Source organism: Qipengyuania sp. BR81-2, assembly GCF_055693895.1.
In genome coordinates this window covers 743,752-764,380 of record NZ_CM146344.1, presented here as the reverse complement: position 1 = coordinate 764,380, position 20,629 = coordinate 743,752, and the positions used below count along the sequence as shown (strand labels likewise).

20 protein-coding genes, 1 tRNA gene, 1 pseudogene and 2 riboswitches are annotated in these 20,629 nt (G+C 64.0%); of the genes and pseudogenes, 14 read left to right on the top strand and 8 right to left on the bottom strand.

The genetic code is table 11. The features are described from left to right. Positions 1-294 precede the first annotated feature (294 nt). The 9 genes and pseudogenes from ACZ1G8_RS03760 (at position 295) to ACZ1G8_RS03720 (ending at position 11,498) form a co-directional block, all read left to right on the top strand. The gene (locus ACZ1G8_RS03760; RefSeq protein WP_472680459.1) at positions 295-1,266 is read left to right on the top strand and encodes an ArsR/SmtB family transcription factor; all 972 of its coding nucleotides are present in this window, start codon (positions 295-297) and stop codon (positions 1,264-1,266) included. Then, positions 1,263-2,184: pseudogene (gene metF / locus ACZ1G8_RS03755) on the top strand (methylenetetrahydrofolate reductase). The gene ACZ1G8_RS03760 and the pseudogene metF overlap by 4 nt, the downstream one beginning before the upstream one ends. A 3-nt stretch (positions 2,185-2,187) precedes the next feature. After that, positions 2,188-3,234 carry a homocysteine S-methyltransferase family protein gene (locus ACZ1G8_RS03750; protein ID WP_472680458.1) on the top strand — a complete coding sequence of 349 codons (1,047 nt, stop codon included), beginning with the start codon at positions 2,188-2,190 and terminating at the stop codon, positions 3,232-3,234. After that, positions 3,234-5,861, top strand: coding sequence for a methionine synthase (gene metH, locus ACZ1G8_RS03745; RefSeq protein ID WP_472680457.1), 2,628 nt, complete (start codon positions 3,234-3,236; stop codon positions 5,859-5,861). Before ACZ1G8_RS03750 ends, metH begins: the two co-directional genes overlap by 1 nt. A 56-nt stretch (positions 5,862-5,917) precedes the next feature. Next, positions 5,918-6,013: riboswitch (glycine riboswitch) on the top strand. Next, positions 6,014-6,115, top strand: a riboswitch (glycine riboswitch). 51 nt (positions 6,116-6,166) lie between these two features. Next, on the top strand, positions 6,167-7,348 hold the full coding sequence (gcvT, locus tag ACZ1G8_RS03740) for a glycine cleavage system aminomethyltransferase GcvT (protein ID WP_472680456.1): 1,182 nt from the start codon (positions 6,167-6,169) through the stop codon (positions 7,346-7,348). Between the two features lie 4 nt (positions 7,349-7,352). After that, complete coding sequence (gcvH, locus tag ACZ1G8_RS03735) at positions 7,353-7,724, top strand: glycine cleavage system protein GcvH (protein WP_472680455.1); 372 nt, start codon at positions 7,353-7,355, stop codon at positions 7,722-7,724. A 33-nt stretch (positions 7,725-7,757) separates the two neighbouring features. Beyond that, positions 7,758-9,125 carry an aminomethyl-transferring glycine dehydrogenase subunit GcvPA gene (gene gcvPA, locus ACZ1G8_RS03730; protein WP_472680454.1) on the top strand — a complete coding sequence of 456 codons (1,368 nt, stop codon included), beginning with the start codon at positions 7,758-7,760 and terminating at the stop codon, positions 9,123-9,125. Continuing rightward, positions 9,122-10,747 carry an aminomethyl-transferring glycine dehydrogenase subunit GcvPB gene (gcvPB, locus tag ACZ1G8_RS03725; RefSeq protein WP_472680453.1) on the top strand — a complete coding sequence of 542 codons (1,626 nt, stop codon included), beginning with the start codon at positions 9,122-9,124 and terminating at the stop codon, positions 10,745-10,747. Before gcvPA ends, gcvPB begins: the two co-directional genes overlap by 4 nt. A gap of 16 nt (positions 10,748-10,763) precedes the next feature. Further along, positions 10,764-11,498, top strand: a complete 735-nt coding sequence (locus ACZ1G8_RS03720; protein WP_472680452.1) for an Nmad3 family putative nucleotide modification protein — start codon at positions 10,764-10,766, stop codon at positions 11,496-11,498. On the opposite strand, the gene mmsB is transcribed toward ACZ1G8_RS03720, so the two are convergent. Genes mmsB through ACZ1G8_RS03700 form a run of 4 tightly spaced genes read right to left on the bottom strand, consistent with a single transcriptional unit; the run spans position 11,485 to position 15,374 of the window. Continuing rightward, the gene (mmsB, locus tag ACZ1G8_RS03715) at positions 11,485-12,351 is read right to left on the bottom strand and encodes a 3-hydroxyisobutyrate dehydrogenase (RefSeq protein ID WP_472680451.1); all 867 of its coding nucleotides are present in this window, start codon (positions 12,349-12,351) and stop codon (positions 11,485-11,487) included. The two genes, ACZ1G8_RS03720 and mmsB, sit on opposite strands and share 14 nt — an antisense overlap. A 40-nt stretch (positions 12,352-12,391) precedes the next feature. After that, the gene (locus ACZ1G8_RS03710; RefSeq protein WP_472680450.1) at positions 12,392-13,174 is read right to left on the bottom strand and encodes an enoyl-CoA hydratase-related protein; all 783 of its coding nucleotides are present in this window, start codon (positions 13,172-13,174) and stop codon (positions 12,392-12,394) included. Further along, positions 13,171-14,217, bottom strand: coding sequence for an enoyl-CoA hydratase/isomerase family protein (locus tag ACZ1G8_RS03705; RefSeq protein ID WP_472680449.1), 1,047 nt, complete (start codon positions 14,215-14,217; stop codon positions 13,171-13,173). The genes ACZ1G8_RS03710 and ACZ1G8_RS03705 overlap by 4 nt, the downstream gene beginning before the upstream one ends. Before the next feature lie 11 nt (positions 14,218-14,228). Beyond that, positions 14,229-15,374: an acyl-CoA dehydrogenase family protein gene (locus tag ACZ1G8_RS03700; protein WP_221427705.1), complete on the bottom strand. Its 1,146-nt coding sequence runs from the start codon at positions 15,372-15,374 to the stop codon at positions 14,229-14,231. Between the two features lie 279 nt (positions 15,375-15,653). Here ACZ1G8_RS03700 and ACZ1G8_RS03695 point away from each other — a divergent pair, with 279 nt between their 5' ends. Further along, positions 15,654-15,851: a YgaP family membrane protein gene (locus ACZ1G8_RS03695; RefSeq protein WP_472680448.1), complete on the top strand. Its 198-nt coding sequence runs from the start codon at positions 15,654-15,656 to the stop codon at positions 15,849-15,851. An 18-nt stretch (positions 15,852-15,869) separates the two neighbouring features. On the opposite strand, the gene ACZ1G8_RS03690 is transcribed toward ACZ1G8_RS03695, so the two are convergent. From ACZ1G8_RS03690 to ACZ1G8_RS03680, 3 genes are all read right to left on the bottom strand, one after another. Then, positions 15,870-16,259, bottom strand: coding sequence for a RidA family protein (locus tag ACZ1G8_RS03690; protein WP_472680447.1), 390 nt, complete (start codon positions 16,257-16,259; stop codon positions 15,870-15,872). Next, a complete protein-coding gene (locus ACZ1G8_RS03685; RefSeq protein ID WP_472680446.1) occupies positions 16,256-16,543 on the bottom strand; it encodes an I78 family peptidase inhibitor in 288 nt (95 codons plus the stop codon). Before ACZ1G8_RS03685 ends, ACZ1G8_RS03690 begins: the two co-directional genes overlap by 4 nt. Before the next feature lie 139 nt (positions 16,544-16,682). Continuing rightward, positions 16,683-18,176: a CoA-acylating methylmalonate-semialdehyde dehydrogenase gene (locus ACZ1G8_RS03680; RefSeq protein WP_472680445.1), complete on the bottom strand. Its 1,494-nt coding sequence runs from the start codon at positions 18,174-18,176 to the stop codon at positions 16,683-16,685. Between the two features lie 167 nt (positions 18,177-18,343). Here ACZ1G8_RS03680 and ACZ1G8_RS03675 point away from each other — a divergent pair. From ACZ1G8_RS03675 to ACZ1G8_RS03660, 4 genes are all read left to right on the top strand, one after another. Beyond that, a tRNA-Gly gene (locus ACZ1G8_RS03675) sits at positions 18,344-18,417 on the top strand. Positions 18,418-18,462: 45 nt separating this feature from the next. Then, on the top strand, positions 18,463-19,521 hold the full coding sequence (locus ACZ1G8_RS03670) for a YeiH family protein (protein WP_472680444.1): 1,059 nt from the start codon (positions 18,463-18,465) through the stop codon (positions 19,519-19,521). A 25-nt stretch (positions 19,522-19,546) separates the two neighbouring features. Then, positions 19,547-19,687 carry a DUF6356 family protein gene (locus tag ACZ1G8_RS03665; protein WP_472680443.1) on the top strand — a complete coding sequence of 47 codons (141 nt, stop codon included), beginning with the start codon at positions 19,547-19,549 and terminating at the stop codon, positions 19,685-19,687. Continuing rightward, positions 19,656-19,796 carry a DUF6356 family protein gene (locus ACZ1G8_RS03660; RefSeq protein WP_472681188.1) on the top strand — a complete coding sequence of 47 codons (141 nt, stop codon included), beginning with the start codon at positions 19,656-19,658 and terminating at the stop codon, positions 19,794-19,796. Before ACZ1G8_RS03665 ends, ACZ1G8_RS03660 begins: the two co-directional genes overlap by 32 nt. A gap of 14 nt (positions 19,797-19,810) precedes the next feature. On the opposite strand, the gene ACZ1G8_RS03655 is transcribed toward ACZ1G8_RS03660, so the two are convergent. Then, on the bottom strand, positions 19,811-20,605 hold the full coding sequence (locus ACZ1G8_RS03655; RefSeq protein WP_472680442.1) for an SDR family oxidoreductase: 795 nt from the start codon (positions 20,603-20,605) through the stop codon (positions 19,811-19,813). Positions 20,606-20,629 lie beyond the last annotated feature (24 nt).

Sequence of the window (20,629 nt, the reverse complement as noted above, 5' to 3'; positions counted from 1 at the left end):
CAGGCTCCGCGCTGCGCATACGCGCGCGCCCGAAAGCTCGCCGGTACGGGCGTGGCACTGCGCGACGACGTTTCCTCCAGCCAGATGGCAAATCCCGGCCGGCAATGTTCCGCCGACCGCTCATCCGCGCGCACGAAACCTGAGAGGAAATCGGGCCGCGTTGCCGCAGACCCTGACGTAGAATGGTAAAATTCCGGTAAGTCGCGGCAAAAAAGAGGCATTTCTGACTATTCAGAAAAGCTTTCGAGAAGGACATTTACGGACATAAAAATATCTTTATATGTTCGTCTCTCGATGCGTACCGAAGCACTCTTCCGCGCCCTGGCCGACCCGACCCGGCTCAGGATCATGCGCTTGCTGGGCTCTATGGAGCTGGCGGTGGGCGAGATCGCGCAGGTGCTCGGCCAGAGCCAGCCGCGCGTTTCGCGCCATATCGGCATCCTTTGCGATGCCGGCCTTGCAGAGCGCCGCCGCGAGGGCAGCTGGATCTTCCTGAGGGCAAGCACCGATGACGATGGCGAGCAGCCGATCCGCTCGGATATCGCGCGCCTCCTGACCCGCTCGGAAGGCTCGGACCCCACCTTTGCCGAGATATGCGAGGCCGACCGTCTCAAGCTCGCCGAGATCCGCCAGGCACGCGAGGAGCAGGCGCAGGAATATTTCGCCAGCAACGCGCATGACTGGGACGAACTGCGCCGCCTTCATTCGTCCGATGCCAATGTGGAGCGCGCGCTTGCCGGTGCGCTGGGCGAGGGCAGCCTTGGCCGCCTGCTCGACATCGGCACAGGCACGGGTCGCATGGCAGAGCTTTTCGCTGCCCGCGCCGACCATATCGTCGCGCTCGACAAGAGCCTTGCCATGCTGCGCGTCGCCCGCGCGAAGTTGCAGCACCTTCCCGCCGAAAGCATCGAGCTGGTGCAAGGCGATTTTACCGGGCTCCCGTTTGCACCGGCGAGTTTCGATACGGTCCTGTTCCACCAGGTCCTTCATTTTGCGCACAGCCCACCCGCCGTCCTTTACGAAGCAGCGCGCGTGACGCGCGCCGGCGGCCGCGTGGCGATTGTCGATTTCGCCGCGCACCAGCGCGAGGAACTGCGCGAGCGGCATGCCCATGCGCGCCTCGGCTTTGCCGATGAACAGATGCTCGAATTGCTCGAAGATGCGGGCTTCGTCCCCGCCGATCCCATCTCGCTCGAAGACGGCGAGCTGGTCGTGAAGATTTGGATTGCCGAGCGCAGGCGCGCGGCTGAAAGGAATGTTGGATGAGCCCCACGCTCGACCAGATGCGCGAGGCACAGCGCGCTCTCGAAGGCCCTCTCTTCTCCGGACTGCCCGGGGACATCGAGGTGAGCTTCGAATTCTTCCCGCCCAAAACGGAGAAGATGGGCGAGACCCTGTGGCAGAGCGTGCAGACGCTTGAGCCGCTGAACCCGCGCTTTCTTTCGGTGACCTACGGCGCTGGTGGTTCGACGCGCGAGCGCACGCACGAGGCCGTGCGCCGGATCGTGAGCGAGACCGATATCCCGGCGGCCGCGCATCTCACCTGCGTCCAGGCGACGCGTGAGGAAGTCGACCAGGTCGCGCGCGAATACTGGGAAGAGGGCGTACGCCACATCGTCGCCCTGCGCGGAGATGCGCCTGACGGCAGCGGTAACTACACCCCGCATCCGGGTGGCTACGAGAATGCCGCCGACCTCATCGCAGGTCTCAAGAAGATCGCCGATTTCGAAATCTCGGTCGCTGCTTATCCCGAGGTTCATCCGGATCTCGCCCGACCGGCAGGCCGATCTCGACAATCTCAAGCGCAAGTTCGACGCGGGCGCCACGCGCGCCATCACCCAGTTCTTCTTCGAGCCCGAGTGCTTCTTCGATTTCCGCGACAAGGCGGTCGCCGCCGGCATCGAGGGCGAGATCGTGCCGGGCATCATGCCGGTGATGAGCTTTGCCGCGGTCCAGCGCATGAGCGGGCTGTGCGGCACGGCAATCCCGGACTGGATGGAGGGCCTTTTCGAAGGGCTCGACGAGCGCCCCGAAGCGCGCCAGCTGGTGAGCGCGACCATCGCCGCCGAAATGTGTCGCCGCCTCTATGCGGGCGGGGTGCGCCAGTTCCACTTCTACACCCTCAACCGCGCCGAGCTGAGCTATGCGATCTGCCACATGCTCGGCCTGCGCCCGAAGGCTTGAACCATGTCGAAACGCGAAGAATTCAAGGCCGCCGCCGCCCAGCGCATCCTGATCAAGGACGGTCCCTATGGTACCGAGATCCAGCGCGCCAAGTTGGCGCCCGAAGATTATGCGGGCGACACCGGTCTCGAGGCCGACCAGAAGGGCAATAACGACCTCGTCAACTTGACCCAGCCGCAAGTCATTCGCGCGATCTGCGACAGCTATATCGCTGCCGGCGCGCATATCCTTGCGACCAATACCTTCAACGCCAACCGCATCAGCCAGGCGGACTATTCGGCAGAGCATCTCGTGCACGAGATCAACGTTTCTGCCGCGAAGATCATCCGGGAAGCGATCGACGAGGCCACCGCAAATGACGGCGTGCCGCGTTTCGTGGCCGGCGCGATGGGGCCGACCAACAAGACGCTGTCGCTCTCGCCCGATGTCGAGGACCCGGGCTTTCGCGAAGTGACCTTCGACGAAATCGTCGAGGTCTATGTCGAGCAGGCGCGCGGACTGATCGAGGGCGGGGCGGATTTCATCCTGATCGAGACGGTCTTCGACACGCTCAACTGCAAGGCGGCGATCATGGCGGTGAAGCAGCTCGAGCGCGAACTCGATCGCGACATCCCGCTGATGATCTCGCTGACACTGACCGACCTTTCGGGCCGCAACCTTTCGGGTCACACGGTCGAGGCATTCTGGCACACGGTGCGCCACGCCAAGCCGCTGACCATGGGGCTCAACTGCAGCTTCGGCGCTGAGCAGCTGCGACCGCACGTCCAGATCCTCTCGGACATCGCCGATACCTATCTCATGGCTTATCCCAATGCGGGCCTGCCCAATGATCTGGGCGAATATGACGAGCTGCCCGACACGACTGCCGCGCTGACCAAGGTGTGGGCCGACAATGGCCGCATCAATGCGCTCGGTGGCTGCTGCGGCTCGACCCCCGACCACATTGCCGCGATGGCCAGGGCAGTCGAGGGCGTTGCCCCCCGCAAGCTGCCTGAAGCCGCTCCCGACATGCGCCTTGCCGGCCTCGAACCCTTTACGATTGCTGCCTGATGAGTGACCTCACTACTGCCCGCTTCGTCAACATCGGCGAACGCACCAATGTGACCGGCTCGGCCCGGTTCAAGAAGCTGATCCTGTCCGACGACTACGAGACCGCCGTGGAGGTCGCACGCGACCAGGTGGAGAACGGCGCGCAGGTGATCGACGTCAACATGGACGAGGGCCTGCTCGACGCCGAAAAGGCGATGACCACCTTCCTCAAACTGATCGCCGCCGAACCCGACATCGCGCGCGTGCCGGTGATGATCGACAGTTCCAAATGGGACGTGATCGAGGCGGGGCTCAAATGCGTCTCGGGCAAGCCGATCGTCAATTCGATCAGCATGAAGGAAGGCGAGGAGCAGTTCCTCGAACATGCCCGCAAGTGCATGGATTACGGCGCTGCTGTGGTCGTCATGGCCTTCGACGAGACCGGGCAGGCCGATACCAAGGATCGCAAGGTCGAGATCTGCAGCCGCGCATACGACCTTTTGACCGGCATCGGCTTTCCACCCGAGGACATCATCTTCGACCCCAACATTTTCGCCGTGGCGACCGGGATCGAGGAGCATGACCGTTACGGTCTCGACTTCATCGAGGCGGTGGCCGAGATCAAGCAGCGCTGCCCGCTCGCCAAGACCAGCGGCGGCCTATCGAACCTCTCGTTCAGCTTCCGCGGGAACGAGACCGTTCGCCGCGCGATGCATTCGGTTTTCCTCTACCACGCGATCCCCGCCGGGCTCGACATGGCGATCGTCAACGCGGGCCAGCTCGACGTTTACGACCAGATCGACCCGACCTTGCGCGAGGCATGCGAGGACGTGATCCTGATGCGCCGCGAGGATGCGACCGAGCGGCTGATCGACTTGGCCGAAAGCTACAAGGGTAAGTCCGCCGCCGACGAGAAAGCCGCCGAGGAATGGCGCGGCTGGGACGTGAAGAAGCGGCTCGAACACGCGCTGGTGAAGGGCATCGATGCGCATGTCGTCGCCGATACCGAGGAAGCGCGCGAGCTGGTCGCGGCCTCCGGTGGCCGCCCGATCGAGGTCATCGAAGGTCCGCTGATGGACGGCATGAACGTCGTCGGCGACCTTTTCGGCAGCGGCAAGATGTTCCTGCCTCAGGTGGTGAAATCGGCGCGCGTCATGAAGAAGGCGGTCGCCCATCTCATCCCCTTCATCGAGGCGGAAAAGGACCTTCTCCCCGAGAGCCAGCGCAAGGCCAAGGGCAAGATCGTGATGGCGACCGTGAAGGGCGACGTTCACGATATCGGCAAGAACATCGTCGGCGTGGTCTTGCAGTGCAATGGCTATGATGTGATCGACCTCGGCGTGATGGTGCCCTGGTCCAAGATCCTCGAGACAGCACGCGAGGAAAAGGCCGACATGATCGGCCTTTCCGGCCTCATCACCCCCTCGCTCGACGAGATGGTAACCGTGGCCGAGGAAATGCAGACGGCGGGCATGACGATGCCTCTGCTGATTGGCGGCGCTACCACCAGCAGGGTTCATACCGCGCTGCGTATAGACCCGGCTTACGAAGGTCCGGTTGTCCACGTGCTCGACGCGAGCCGTGCGGTGGGTGTGGCGAGCCGCCTCCTGTCGGACACGCAGCGCGACGAATTCGTCTCCGACACCGCGGGTGAATATGTGAAGGTGCGCGAAGCCCGCGAGGGCAGGTCGCAGAGCGTGCTGCTCAGCATCGACGAGGCGCGGGCAAACTTCTTCGACGCCTATCTTTCGGACAAGGCGGCACCGCCATTGAAGCCCGGCATCCATGTCTTCGACGACTGGTCGCTCGCCGATCTTCGCGATTACATCGACTGGACGCCATTCTTCCGCGCTTGGGAATTGCACGGCACCTATCCCAAGATCCTCGACGACGAGGTGGTGGGCGAAACCGCGCAGCAGCTGAAGGCCGATGCCGACGCAATGCTCGACCGGATCATCGCGAACAAGTGGCTCACCGCGAAGGGGGTGGCCGGTTTCTGGCCCTGCGCGCGTGACGGCGACGATGTGACGATCCACGGCAATGGCGGCGAGGCGCATACCGTTCTCCCCTTCCTGCGCCAGCAGGTGAAGAAGAGCCGCGACCGTGCGAACATGTGCCTTGCCGACTTCATCGATCCGGCGGGCGACTGGATCGGCGGGTTTGCCGTCGGCATCCATGGGATCGAGGAGCATTCGAAGCGCTTCCTTGAGGACAAGGACGATTACTCCGACATCCTCCTCAAGGCGCTGGCCGACCGCTTCGCGGAAGCCTTTGCCGAACGGCTGCACCAGCATGTGCGGACCGATCTTTGGGGCTATGCGCCGCAGGAACAGCTCACCAACGAGGCGCTGATCAAGGAGGAATACCGCGGTATCCGCCCGGCGCCGGGCTATCCCGCATGCCCCGATCACAGCCTCAAGCCGATCCTGTTCGACCTGCTCGACGCGCCTGCGAACGCGGGTCTCACCCTGACCGAGAACTTCGCCATGTACCCGACGGCGGCGGTCAGCGGATTCTATTTCGGACACCCGGAAGCGGAGTATTTCGGCGTGGCGCGGATCGGCCGGGACCAGCTGGAAGATTACGCCGCGCGCCGCGGTGTGGATATTGCAACGGCCGAGCGCTGGCTCAGGCCCAATCTGGATTGACCCGGCGCGCATGTTCGCGCAGGGCTGAATTGTCGGCTGCGGAAGCGATTCTGCGGCGGGCGCGCACGGGAGAGTTCGGGCTGTGACTGCCGCCCGACGCCGAAGGAGCAACCGCCCCGGAAACTCTCAGGCAGATGGACCGTGCGCCGCCATCGACACTCTGGAAAGCGCTTCCGCACTTGCGGCAGCCACCGAAGGGGTAAGCGTGCTCATCCGCACGTCAGTCTCTCAGGTTTCCCGACAGAGGGGGCATGGGTTGTTGTTGCGCCCGCCGAGGGCGCACCCATGCTTTTGAAGGACGGGACTTGAGCGAAGAAACCGACACCGACGAGCATATCGAAGAGACCGGCACGCTGCCGCTGGATAGCTGGCATCGCGGCAAGGGCGCGCGCATGGTGCCTTTCGCGGGCTATCACATGCCGATCCAGTACGAAGGCATCGTCGCCGAACACAACTGGACGCGCGAGCAGGCAGGCCTGTTCGATGTCAGCCACATGGGCCAGCTGCTGGTCAGCGGCGAAAAGGCAGCCGAGGAACTCGAAAAGCTCCTGCCCGGCGCGATCGCCTCGCTGAAGCCCGGCCGCACGCGCTATTCGCTGCTGATGGCCGAGAACGGCGGTATCCTCGACGATCTCATGGTCACCAATGCCACGCCCTGGATCGAGGCGGACGAGGAAGCCGGTACCGAAGGCCATTGGGGCGAGCCCACATATTACCTCGTCGTCAACGGCGCGATGAAGTGGGACGATATTGCCCATCTTCGCGAGCATCTCGACGACGATGTCACACTCACCCATATGGACGAACACGCGCTGCTCGCGCTGCAGGGGCCCAACGCCGCGACCGCACTCAATCGCGTGATGCGCAACGTGATCGACGACATGATCTTCATGGATTCGGTCACGCACGACTTCGGCGAATGGCCGCTCCGCATCACCCGCTCGGGCTACACGGGCGAGGACGGGTTCGAGATCTCGATCCCCGCTGAATTCGCCGCCAGCCTCGCCGACCGGCTTTGCGCCGAAATCGAGGTGCGTCCGATCGGCCTCGGCGCGCGCGACAGCCTGCGGCTCGAAGCAGGCCTGCCGCTCTATGGCCACGACATCACCGAGGAAACCGACCCAGTCTCCGCCGACCTCCTCTTCGCGCTGACCAAGAAGCGCCGCGAGGAAGGCGGCTGGATGGGGCACGAGGCAGTCGCCAAGGTGCTTGCCGACGGCCCTGCGCAGAAGCGTGTCGGCCTCGATATCGAAGGTCGCATGCCAGCCCGCGAAGGCGCGCTCGTCTATTCGGGCGAGAAGCAGGTCGGCCACGTGACCAGCGGGGGCTTCTCGCCCACGCTCGAGCGCCCGATCGCCATGGCCTACATCGACACCAATCTCGCTGAAGAGGGAACCGAACTCGAAGTCGAGGTTCGTAAGAAGAGACTGCCCGCGAAGGTCGCACCCATGCCCTTCGTCCCCAACCGCTACTACAGAGGGAAGTGACCTGATGGCCCGTTATTTCACCGATGAACACGAATGGATCGACCTTGAAGGCGACACTGCGACGGTCGGCATCACCGATTTCGCACAAGGCCAGCTTGGCGACATCGTCTTCGTCGAACTGCCCGAAGTCGGCACCATGGTCGAAAAGGGCAAGGACGCTGCCGTGGTTGAAAGCGTCAAGGCAGCCAGCGACGTCTACGCCCCGCTCTCGGGCGAAGTGGTCGAAGTGAACGACGGCCTCGAAGACGACCCCGCGCTGGTCAATTCCTCGCCAGAGGAAGACGGCTGGTTCTTCAAGATGACCGTGTCCGACAAGTCCGAAATGGATGGGCTGATGGACGACAAGGCCTACAAGAGCTTCTGCGACGGGCTTTGACCCGAACTCCCTCGAGGACTGACGAGGAATTTGATGCGTTACTTGCCGCTTACTGATGCCGACCGTTCGGCGATGCTCGAAAAGATCGGCGCGCCTAGCGTCGATGCGCTGTTCGTCGATGTGCCCGAAGAGGCGCGGCTCGACGGTCCGATCCATGGCCTGCCGATGCATGCCTCCGAAATGGCGGTCGAAAAGCATATGCGCACGCTGTCGAAGAAGAATCTTGCGGCATCGGACGCCGCCTTCTTCCTCGGTGCGGGTGCCTACAAGCATCATGTCCCTGCGAGCGTCGATCACATCATCCAGCGCGGCGAGTTCCTGACCGCCTACACGCCCTACCAGCCGGAAATCGCGCAGGGCACGCTGCAGATGCTGTTCGAGTTCCAGAGCCAGGTCGCGCATCTCTATGGCTGCGCGGTGGCCAATGCCTCGATGTACGACGGCTCGACCGCCTGCTGGGAAGCAGTCGCGATGGCGAGCCGCATCGCGCGCGGCAAGAAGCGCAAGGTCGTGCTCTCGGGCGCGCTGCACCCGCATTACGCCGAGGTCGTCAAGACCATGGCGAAGTTCACCGATGACGAGATCGCGCACGCCAAGCCCGCCATGCAAGCGAGCCCCGACACCGACGGGCTGATCTCGCGGATCGACGACAACACCAGCTGCGTCGTGGTGCAGTATCCCGACATCCTCGGCCGCGTGAACGACCTCCAGCCGGTCGCCGATGCCGCGCACGAAAAGGGCGCGCTGCTGATCGTCGTGAATACCGAGCCGGTGGCTCTCGGCGCAATCAAGTCGCCCGGCGAAATGGGCGCGGATATCGTTGTTGGCGAAGGTCAGTCGATCGGCGTCGGCCTGCAGTTCGGCGGGCCGTACCTCGGCCTCTTCGCCGTGCGCGATCCCAAGCATGTCCGCATGATGCCCGGGCGCCTTTGTGGCGAAACGCAGGATGCCGAGGGCAAGCGCGGCTACGTGCTGACGCTCTCGACCCGCGAGCAGCATATCCGCCGCGAGAAGGCGACGTCGAACATCTGCACCAATTCGGGCCTGTGTGCTCTCGCCTTCAGCGTCCACATGACGTTGCTCGGCGAAAAGGGCCTTCGTAGCCTCGCGATGGAGAACCATCGCCTTGCATGCATCGCGGCCGACAAGCTCGCCGAAGTGCCGGGCGTGAGCGTGCTCAACGATGCATTCTTCAACGAGTTCACGATCCAGCTCGGTACCGATGCGCGCGCCGTGGTCCGCAAGCTCGCCAAGGACAACATTCTGGCAGGCGTCTCGCTCGGGCGCCTGTTCCCCGAACACGAAGAGCTGTCCGATGGCCTCATCGTCGCGGTCACCGAGACCTCGACCGAGGAGGACATCGAAACGCTTGTTTCCGCGCTGAAGGAGGTGCTGTCATGAACGCCCCCAACGCATCGGGCTGGAAGCCCGGCACCCCCGTCCAGGATCACAACGCGATGACCGGCCCCGATACGGTCACCGGCAACCGCGCGCTGATGCTCGAGGAGGCGCTGATCTTCGAGATCGGCAATACCGAGACGACCGGCGTCGACCTGCCCGAACCGACCGGCGGCGCGAACCGCCTCGGCGGGCTCGATCGCAGCGAGAAGATCGGTTTGCCCGGCCTGTCCGAACCGGAAACGGTGCGTCATTACACGCGTCTCAGCCGCCAGAATTACGGCATCGATCTCGGCTTCTTCCCGCTCGGTTCGTGCACGATGAAGCACAACCCGCGCCTGAACGAGAAGGTCGCGCGTATGCCCGGCTTCGCCGATGTGCATCCGCTGCAGCCGGTCGACACGGTTCGCGGCGCGCTCGAAGTCGTGAACGAGCTGGCGCACTGGCTGATCGACCTGACCGGCATGCACGGCGTCGCGATGAGCCCCAAGGCGGGCGCTCATGGCGAACTTTGCGGCATCCTCTGCATTCGCGCAGCCCTCGAAGCGCGCGGCGATGCACGCGAGGTCATCCTCGTTCCCGAAAGCGCGCATGGCACCAACCCCGCCACGGCCGCTTTCGCGGGCTACAAGATCGAGGACATCCCCGCCAATTCGGACGGACGCGTCGATCTCGATGCGCTCAAGAGCCGTCTTGGCCCCGATGTCGCGGGCGTGATGATCACCAACCCCTCGACGCTTGGCCTGTTCGAGCGCCACCTCAAGGAAATCTCCGACGCGGTCCACGAGGCAGGCGGTTTCGTCTATTGCGACGGCGCGAACTTCAACGCCATCGTCGGCAAGGTCCGCCCCGGCGACCTTGGAGTCGACGCAATGCACATCAACCTGCACAAGACCTTCTCCACCCCGCATGGCGGCGGTGGCCCGGGTTCGGGGCCGGTGGTCCTGTCGGAGGCGCTCGCGCCCTTTGGCCCGCTGCCCTATACGGCGCGCACCAAGGACGGCGTGGTCCACCTGATCGAGGAAGAGGACGCGGATGCGTTCTCCGAACAGCACTTCGACGGCAAGATGCAGAGCTTCGGCCGCATGACCGCCTTCCATGGTCAGATGGGCATGTTCACCCGCGCGCTGTCTTACATCCTCAGCCACGGTGCTGATGGACTGCGCCAGGTTGCCGAGGACGCCGTGCTCAACGCCAATTACCTGCTGCGCAGCCTCGAGGACGTGCTCGACGCGCCCTTCGGTCACAGCGGGCCGTGCATGCACGAGGCGCTGTTCAGCGATAAGGGCTTTGCCGAGGACATCTCGACGCTCGACCTTGCCAAGGGGCTGATCGACGAAGGCTACCACCCGATGACCATGTATTTCCCGTTGGTGGTGCATGGAGCGATGCTGGTCGAGCCGACCGAGACCGAGAGCAAGGCTGCGCTGGACCAGTTCATCATGGCGCTGCGCAGCGTCGCCGAGCGCGCCAAGGCGGGCGACGAGACGCTCAAGACTGCGCCGCATTATGCGCCGCGCCGCCGTCTCGACGAAACGCTGGCCGCGCGCAAGCCGATCCTCGCCTGGGAAGAGCCGAACCCGCCTGCAGGAACGCCGACCATGAGCGAGCAGGGCGGACGTTGATCGCCCGCCTGCGGCCATGAGGATCATCTTCAGCCGCAAGGGCTTCGATAGCGCAGCGGGCGGTGGCCCGTCGCCCATCATTGACGGTAGGCCACTGAGCCTGCCGATCCCGGCAGGCACCGCTTCGCGCACAACCTATGGCGAGCTTGGGCTGGGCGAGCATGCATCGCTCTCCAGTCGTGGCAAGCTGGGCGGGGGCGACCTTTGCCATCACGACCCGATGTTCCTCGCCGATGGCACTTGCCTGTTCGGGCAGGTCGGGGCAGCGCAGACCCATCTCGCAAATCAGGGCGTTCGCGAGGGCGACGTGTTCCTGTTCTTCGGGCTTTTCCGCGAGGAGATGACCGGCGAGCCCCACCACCGCATCTTCGGCTGGATGCAGATTGAGCGCATGATTTATCTTGCGGACTGCGACGATGCCGAGCGCGCAGAACTGGCGGCTCATGGCCATCCGCATGCGCTTGAAATGCACGGATCCAACGACTGCATCTATGTTGGTCCGGGCGGCACTGCGCCGCGGGCGAGCGAAACGCTGCGCCTTACAGTTCCGGGAGGCCCGCCCTCGCTATGGGAGCGGCCCGACTGGCTGAAGAAGGGCGGGCTATCCTACCACGACCGCGCGGATCGCTGGCTGCGCGGCGGCCGGCTGAGGAGCGTTGCACGCGGACAGGAATTCGTCGCCGACATCGGTCGGCGCAAGGCACCGCGCGACTGGCTCGCAGCGGTGCTCGCCGAACTCAGAGAGTCTTGATCACCGCCGAGAAGTCGAGCCCACCGTTTTCCTCGGCGAAGGCCTCGTAGATCTCGGTGGCATGCTTGCCGAGTGCGGTCTCGGCATCGACGCTGCCCGCCGCTTCCATCGCAAGACGCAGGTCCTTGAGCATCAGAGCGGTGGCAAAGCCGCCCTTGTAGTCATTGTCCGCCGGGCTTTCGACGCCGACGCCGGGCATCGGCGTATAGGCGTTGAGCGGCCAGCAATAGCCGGAGGATTGCGAGCTGATCTCGTAGAATTTCTGCGGGTCGAGGCCGAGCTTCTCGGCCATCTTCATCGCCTCGGTCGTGCCGATCATGGTGATGGCGAGCAGCATGTTGTTGCAGATCTTGGCGGTCTGGCCCGCGCCTGCATCACCTGCATGGATCACCGCCTTGCCCATTGCGTTCAGCACTTCTTCGGCGCGCTTGAAGGCCTTGTCGGTGCCGCCGACCATGAAAGTGAGCGTGCCGCCCATCGCAGCCGCGATCCCGCCGGAAACAGGGGCATCGACCATGTCGTAGCCCTTCGCGCTCGCGCTTTCGGCCAGTTCCTTCGCAGTGGCGACGTCGATGGTCGAACAGTCGAGCAGTACCGCACCTTCGGGCGCATGGCCGAAGACATCGCCTTCATAGACCGACTTCACGATGGCGCCGTTGGGCAGCATCGTCACGACCGCATCCACGCCCTCGCAGGCGCGCTTGGCATCGTCATAGGCATCGCAACCACCGCTCTCAGCCGAGCTGCGTGCTTCGGCGGAAAGGTCGAAGGCGTTCACCTCGTGCCCAGCCCTAACGAGGTTCGCGGCCATCCCGCCGCCCATATTGCCGAGGCCGATGAAGGCGATTTTCATGTTCTCTCTCCGCGTATTCTTATGATCTTGAGTGAAGGGGTCAGCGGCCCTTCCACTTGCCCTCGCGCTTCTCGACGAAGGCGGCCATGCCTTCTTTCTTGTCCTCGCTCGCGGTGAGGATCTGGAAGATGCGGCGCTCGATGATCAGGCCCTGGTCGAGGCTAGTTTCGAAAGCGGCGTTGACCATTTCCTTGTTCGCGATCGCTGCCATCGGCGGCATCGAGGCGATTTGCGCGGCGGTCTTCATGGCATCGTCGAGCAGTTCGTCATGCGGCACGACGCGCGCGACAAGATTGCTGCGTTCGGCTTCCTCGGCGCCCATCATGCGGCCGGTGAGGCACATTTCCATGGCCTTCGACTTGCCGATCGCCCTGGTCAGGCGCTGCGAGCCGCCCATGCCCGGCGCCACGCCGAGCTTGATCTCGGGCTGGCCGAACTTGGCGTTTTCCGAAGCGATGATGAAGTCGGCCATCATGGCAAGCTCGCACCCGCCGCCCAGCGCGAAGCCGTTTACCGCCGCGATCCAAGGCTTGCGGGTCTTCTTGACGATTTCGCTGGTCCAGGGCGCGAAGAAGTCTTCCAAATAGAAGTCTGCCGCTTCCTTCTCGCTCATCTCCTTGATGTCGGCGCCGGCGGCAAAGGCCTTGTCGCCCGAGCCGGTGAGGACCGCGCACAGCTGGCTGCTGTCGGCCTGGTAGGCGGCGAATGCCTCGATCAGTTCCTCGAGCACCTTGCTGTTGAGCGCGTTGAGCGCTTTCGGGCGGTTGAGCGTGATCAGCGTGACGGCATCGCGCTGTTCGACGGTGATGGTCTCGTAACTCATAGCGGTTTCCATTCCTCGTTGGCGGGTAGCGGGGCGAAGATGCTGTCGAGCAGTTCCTCGCTCACGCCCTCGGGCGTTGCCGGATCCCATTTGGGGTCGTTCGTCTTGTCCACGATCACCGCACGCACGCCCTCGGCAAAGTCGGGGCGTGTCAGCACGCGCGATGCGATGCGGTATTCCATGGCCATGTTGTCGGCAAAGCTGTCGAGCTTCTCGCTCTCGCTGAGCTGGCGGAGCGCGACCTTGCAGGTCTGCGGACTCTTGGTGCGCAGCGTGGCCAGCTCCTTGGCTGCCCACTCGCTGTCATCGGCCTCGAGGCTGGCGAGGATGTCCTCATAGCGGTCGAAGGCGAAATGCTTGGCGATCTTGTCGGCATTGCCTTCGATGCGGGCTGCGGGCGGCGTTTCCGAGAGTTCGGACAGGATACCCGAGATACGGTCAGGCTTCTCGGCGATACGCGCCTTGGCTTCGGCCAGCTTCTCGCTCGGCAGGTAGTGCGTGGCGATACCCGCCCAGACGCATTCCGCACCGTCAAGCCGCGCGCCGGTCAGCGCGAGGAACTGGCCGAGGCGTCCGCCGAGGCGCGACAGGTGCCAGCCACCGCCGACGTCGGGGAAGAGGCCGATGCCCGTTTCCGGCATGGCGAAACGCGTGTGTTCGGTCGCGACGCGGTACTTGCAGGGCAGGGCAATCCCCACGCCGCCGCCCATGGTGATGCCGTCCATGAAAGCTACGATGGGCTTGTCATAGGTCATCATCTGGTGGTTGAGCTGGTACTCGTCATGGAAGAAGGCGCGCCCGCTTTTCCCGCCGTCGTTGAGGGCGGAGTTGCGCAGCAGGTTGATGTCGCCGCCTGCGCAGAAGCCGCGGCCCTCGGCATGGTCGAGGATCACCGCCTCGACCGCATCGTCGCCTGCCAAGCCGGTGAGCGCTTTGCTCATCGCGTGACACATGTCGAGCGTGAGCGAGTGCAGGGCCTTGGGACGATTGAGCGAGATATGGCCGGTGCGGCCATGGGTATGGATGTTTACTTCATCGGTCATCGTGCCGGTCCTTACTGGCGCAGCAGGTCGCGGCCCACGATCATGCGCATGACCTGGTTCGTGCCTTCGAGGATCGAGTGGACGCGCAGGTCGCGCCAGAAGCGCTCGATCGGATATTCCTTGAGATAGCCATAGCCACCGAACAGCTGCAGCGCGTCGTTCACGATCTTGCTACCGTTATCGGTCGCAAGGCGCTTGGCCATCGCCGAGAAGCGCGACTTGTCGGGCGCATTGTCGGTGACCTTCGCCGCCGCGAGGTAAAGCAATGCGCGCGCCGCTTCGAGATCGGTCGCCATGTCGGCGAGCATGAACTGCGTGTTTTGGAAGTCGGCGATCGGCGTGTCGAACTGCTTGCGATCCTTGGTGTAGGCCACCGCTTCGTCGAGACAACGCTGAGCACCACCCAGCGAGCAGGCACCGATGTTGAGGCGGCCGCCGTCGAGGCCCATCATCGCGAAGCGGAAACCTTCGCCTTCGTCACCGACGCGGTTGGCGACGGGTACGCGCGCATCCTCGAAGATGACCTGCGCGGTGGGCGAGGCGTTCCAGCCGAGCTTCTTTTCCGGCTTGCCGAAGGAGACACCCGGCGTGTCCTTGTCGATCACTAGGCAGGTGATGCCCTTGGTCTTGTGCTCGGAAGTGCGGACCATGGTGACGTAGACGTCGTTCACGCCGCCGCCCGAGATGAATTGCTTGGTGCCGTTGAGGACATAGTGGTCGCCATCGAGCACCGCGTTGGTCTTGAGACCTGCGGCATCCGAGCCGCTGCCCGGTTCGGTCAGGCAGTAGCTGGCGATCTTTTCCATGGAGACGAGGTCGGGAAGGTAGCGGTCCTTCACGTCCTGGCTGCCGAACTGGTCGATCATCCAGCTCGCCATGTTGTGGATCGAGATGAAGGCACTGGTGGTCGGGCAGCCATAGGCCATGGCTTCCATGATCAGCGCGGCTTCCAATCGGCCGAGACCGATGCCGCCGCTTTCTTCGGAAACGTAGATCGCCCCGAAACCGAGTTCGGCGGTGCTCTTGATCACGTCGCGCGGGAAGTGGCTCTTCTCGTCCCATTCGCCTGCGTGAGGCGTGATGTTGTCGGCGGTGAAACGCTGCGCCATTTCCTGGATGGCGAGCTGCTCTTCGGTAAGCTGGAATTGTCCTGTCATGGCCAGCGCTCTAGACCTCTCGAGCGGGCAAGTGAAGGGGCGCGAAAGCCTAGGCCTGAACGATTGCTTTGGCCTCGATTTCGACTTTCCATTCCTTGCGGCAAGGTGACTTGCAGACGCGCAAAATTGCGACCCCGATTTTCGACCTGCCAGCACGGCCGATTGACCTAGATCAATGCCTCTCCACCACGGCAGCGTATAGTTCATGAGGCTTCAGTGAACCCCCGCTCGAATATCCGACTTCGGGAAACACCTGAGCCAGGTAGACGGAGAATGATCATGACGAAGAATATGGGATCGCTCGACAAGACAGTTCGCCTTATCGCGGCCGTAGTGCTGATCGCGCTTGCGGCAACGGGCACCATCAGCGGAACCTTCGCGATCGCAGCCTATGTTGTTGCGGCAATATTCGTGGTGACGAGCTTCGTTTCGGTTTGCCCGGCCTACCTTCCGTTCGGGATCAACACGCGGAAATAGAGCTCGCCGGTCGGACCCCTACCCGGCGACAATCGCTTCGGCTTCGATCTCGACCTTCCATTCCTTGCGGCAAAGCCATGGCGCGCCGACCATTGTTGCGGCCGGTTTCGCCGCGCCGAAAAAGCGCGCATGGACTTCTCCCACGGCTGCCTGGTCGTCGAAGTCAGTGAGGAACATGCGGGTGCGCACGACGTCGCCTGCGCTGCCGCCGAGATCCTCGATCGCCTGCACGATCAGTTCGCAGCAACGCGCGGCCTGTACGGCGGCATCGCCTTCGGTGGATGACCCGTCGGGCTCGATCGGGCCGGTGCCCGCCACGATGATGCGGTTGCCTTCGCGAATTGCGCGGCAGAAGCCGAACTGCTCCTCGAAGGGCGAGCCGCTGGTGGTGCGCCGGCGCCCGCTCACCCGCAGGTGATCTCGGTGATTTTCATGTCGCGGTCGTAGCGTACGTTCACGCGCTCGACGCGATAGTCCATCGTCCAGACCGAGTCGGGCGGACCCCAGCGCAGGGACTGCGCGCCCGTATCCTTCATGATCGCCGCGCCCATTTCCGCGGTTGCGTCATGGCCGATGTGGTATTGCGCGGGCGCTGCATCGCAGGTGCCCGAGGGCGCCGCTGGTGCGGTTGGGACTTCGCTCTGGCCATAGGCCGTGGTGCAGGCTGCGAGCGGCAGGGCGAACAGGGTCAACAGGGCAGGTTTCAAGGCGCCTCTCCTCCGGCTTCCGAAGTGGAGAGGATGGGCCAAGCCGTGCGCGATGGCAATGTAGCCGGTGAGAGAAGGTGCGGTAGCCGGCTGGGCTGCCGCACCCGTATTTACTTGCGGCCGGTTAGCCCATCGTCGGGATGACGAAGGCGTTCGATCCGTCGCCGCCGCCATCGGGCCAGCGCTGGGTGACCTTCTTGGCCTTGGTCCAGAACTTGAGGCCTTCCATGCCGTACTGGTCGATGTCGCCGAAGCCCGAACGCTTCCAGCCACCGAAGCTGTGGTAGCTGACGGGGACGGGGATCGGCACGTTGATGCCGACCATGCCGACATTGACACGTGATGCGAATTCACGCGCCGCGTGGCCGTTACGGGTGAAGATCGCGACGCCATTGCCGTACTGGTGCTCGCTCGGCAGGCGGACAGCGTCTTCGAAATCCTTGGCGCGCACGATCTGGAGCACGGGGCCGAAGATTTCTTCCCTGTAGCTTTCCATGTCGGTGGTCACGCGGTCGAGCAGCGTCGGGCCGACAAAGAAGCCGTCCTCATGGCCCTGCAGGCTGAAGCCGCGGCCGTCGATGACGACTTCGGCGCCTTCCTTCTCGGCCGTGTCGATCCAGCCTTCGACGCGCGCCTTGTGCTCGGGCGTGACTACGGGCCCGTAATGCGCATCGGGATCGTTCGAGACGCCGACGCGCAGCGCATTGATCGCGGGGATCAGCTTTTCGCGCAGCTTGTCTGCGGTGTCCTCACCCACGGGGACGACGACGGGCAGCGCCATGCAGCGCTCGCCAGCCGAACCGAAAGCGGCACCGGCCAGATCGTTCACCACCTGGTCGAGATCGGCGTCGGGCATCACGATGCCGTGGTTCTTCGCGCCGCCGAAGGCCTGCACGCGCTTGGCGTTCGCAGAGCCGCGCGAGTAGATATACTGCGCGATGTCGGAGGAGCCGACGAAGCTGATCGCCGGGATATCGGGGTGGTCGAGGATGGCATCGACCATTTCCTTGTCGCCATGGACGACCTGCAGCAGCCCCTCGGGCGCGCCGGCTTCCACGAAGAGTTCGGCGAGGCGCACGGGCACGCTCGGGTCACGCTCGGACGGCTTCAGGATGAAGGCGTTGCCCGCAGCGATTGCCATGCCGAACATCCACATCGGGATCATGGCCGGGAAGTTGAACGGAGTGATGCCCGCACCGATGCCGAGCGGCTGGCGCATCGAATAGACGTCGATGCCCGGACCTGCGCCCTGCGTGTACTCGCCCTTCAGCGCCTGCGGGATACCGCAGGCGAACTCGATGACCTCGAGGCCGCGCTGCACGTCGCCATGCGCATCGTCGACGACCTTGCCGTGCTCGCTCGACAGCAGCTCTGCGAGTTCCTGCTTGTTGGCTTCGACGAGCCGCTTGAATTCGAACATCACGCGGGCGCGCTTCTGCGGGTTGGTCGCCGCCCATGCCGGCTGGACCTTCTTCGCCTCGTCCACTGCCTTCTGGAGGAGGGCAGCATCGCCCAGCGCTACCTCGGCCTGAACCTCACCGGTCGACGGGTTCCAGATCTGGTGCTTGCGGGTGGGAGCCGGGCTTTCGCCGACAATGAAATGGTCAACCTGACGCATGGGAGAATCCTCTCTTTCCTTGCCAACGGCCTTGGCAAGCCGAGGGTCCGAAATCAACCGGTTTCAAATGAAACTTGCCGTGTTCGCGCCAATGCCAGGCGCGGGGTGGCGTGAAATCCGTGTTGACCGGCGCGGCGCCGCGGGGCAAGCGCGGCGAACGTCGGGCTGCGGGTATGATGTAATGGTAGCCTGCCAGCTTCCCAAGCTGGACGCGCGGGTTCGATTCCCGCTACCCGCTCCAGAATGTCCTCGCGCGCTACCGTGCTGGAGGATGTGAGAGGGGATCATGCGCGGCAAGACCGACCAGTATTTCATGGCCGACCTGTATGGCGAGCTTCAGCTTGCCCCGCAGGCGGAGAAGCGCGCGTGGACCGCGGCGTTGCCCGGCCTCGTACTTGTGGGCATTGCCGCGCTGGCAGCGCTCTGGCTGAGCGAACAATATGGCGCGCCGCCGATCCTGCTCGGCCTCCTGCTCGGCTTCGCCCTCAATTTCGCGAGCGCAGACAAGCGCCTGCTGCCGGGCCTCGATGTCGCCTCGCAAACCTTGCTGCGTGTCGGCATCGTGCTGCTCGGGCTGCGGGTTACCTTGTCGGAAATTACCGCGCTCGGCTTGCTGCCCTTCCTTGGTCTCATCGCGATCATGGCCGCGGTCATCGGTGCGGGTTTGCTGGCGGCGCGGCTGGCGCGTCTCGACATCCATCTGGGTCTTCTGGCAGGCGGTGCGACCGCGATCTGCGGTATCTCTGCAGCACTCGCGCTATGGGGCATTATCGGCTCGAAGCGGGTAGGGCAGGAAGGCTTCGCCATCACCGTTCTCGGCGTGACGCTGGCAAGCGCGTTGGCGCTCGCGACCTATCCCGCGCTCGCCGCCGCAATGGGGCTTTCCGACACGCAGGCTGGGTTCCTCGTCGGCGCGTCGATCCACGATGTCGCACAGGCGATCGGCGGCGGCTTTGCCGTTTCCGAGGGCGCGGGTGAGGTGGCCACCGTGGTCAAACTGTCGCGGGTCGCGCTTCTGGTGCCGGTGCTGCTGATCGTCGCCTTCGTTCTCGGCAGCAAGGCTGAAGGGGAAGGCAGGCGCTTCTCGCTGAAACAGGGCGTGCCATGGTTCATCGCCGGCTTCATCGTCGTGGTTGCAGTGAACAGCTTCGTCGTGCTTCCCGAGGTGGTCGGCGACTGGGGTGCTTCGGCGGCGAGCTTCTTCCTGCTGCTCGCTGTGATTTCGGCCGCGATCAAGGCTGACCTTTCCGGCATTTTCGCCTATGGCTGGCGCGCGTTCCTGCCGGTCGTGGCATCGACGCTCACGGCTTTCGGCCTCGCGCTGCTAGTGGCGCAGGCGCTCTGACGAACAAACCTGGAGTACCAAGTCCATGAAACTGTTTACCGCCCACCCGAATTCGGTCGGTGAGAGCTATTGGGAGCACATGGCTACGGCGGGCGGTTTCGGGCTGAGCCTGATAACGGCAGGATCTCGCCTGCCTGATCCACGGCATCTTCCCCTTCTGGTGTAAGACGACCGGCAGCCGTGCGGTGCGCTCGCTGGCGGATCGCATGATCCACGCACGCACCCGCTTCGACGGAAATGCACCCAAGGGCCAGCAGATCGACTGGTGTATCTAGGGTCGGATTGAACCCTACTTGGGCGGCATGCGGATCGCGCCGTCGAGGCGGAACTGGTGACCGTTGATGTAGCTGTTGCGGGCGATCTCGCAGATCAGCGACGCGAATTCCTCCGGCTCGCCGAGACGCTTGGGGAAGGGCACGCTGGCATTGAGCTGGTCCCACATTTGCGGATTGCGATCCTTCATTCCAAGCATGAGCGGCGTGGCGAAAATGCCAGGCATCACCGAGTTCACGCGGATGCCGAGCTCCATCAGGTCGCGCGCCATGGGTAGCACGAGGCCGTTCACGCCCGCCTTGCAGCTGCCGTAAATCACCTGGCCGATCTGGCCGTCCTGCGCCGCAACGCTGGCGGTCAGCGTGATGCAGCCACGCTCGCCATCCTCGTTCAGGGGCTCGCTGTTGGCCATGCCGAGTGCCGAGTGGCTGGCAATACGATAGGAGGATACGAGAATGCCGTCCGCGCCGAAGGCATAGTCCTCGGTCGAAAGGCGCTTGTAGCCGCCCTTTTCCTTGTCCCAGCCCAGTGTCTTACCGCGGCGGCTTGTCATTGCGCAGTGGACGGTCACGCGCTCCTGCCCGTGGGCATCGCGTGCGCGGTCGAAGCCTTCGACGACCGATTGTTCGTCGGTGATGTCGACCCGCGCAAAAATGCCGCCGATCGCTTCTGCGTGCGCCTTGCCGCCTTCTTCGTCGATGTCGAAGATCGTCACCTTGAGTCCAAGGTCAGCCAAGGCCTTCGCGCTTGCCTTGCCAAGGCCGCTCGCGCCGCCGGTTACCACTGCGGCCATACCCTCGGTCAGTTGCATTCGACTCTCTCCCACTGTCTTTTG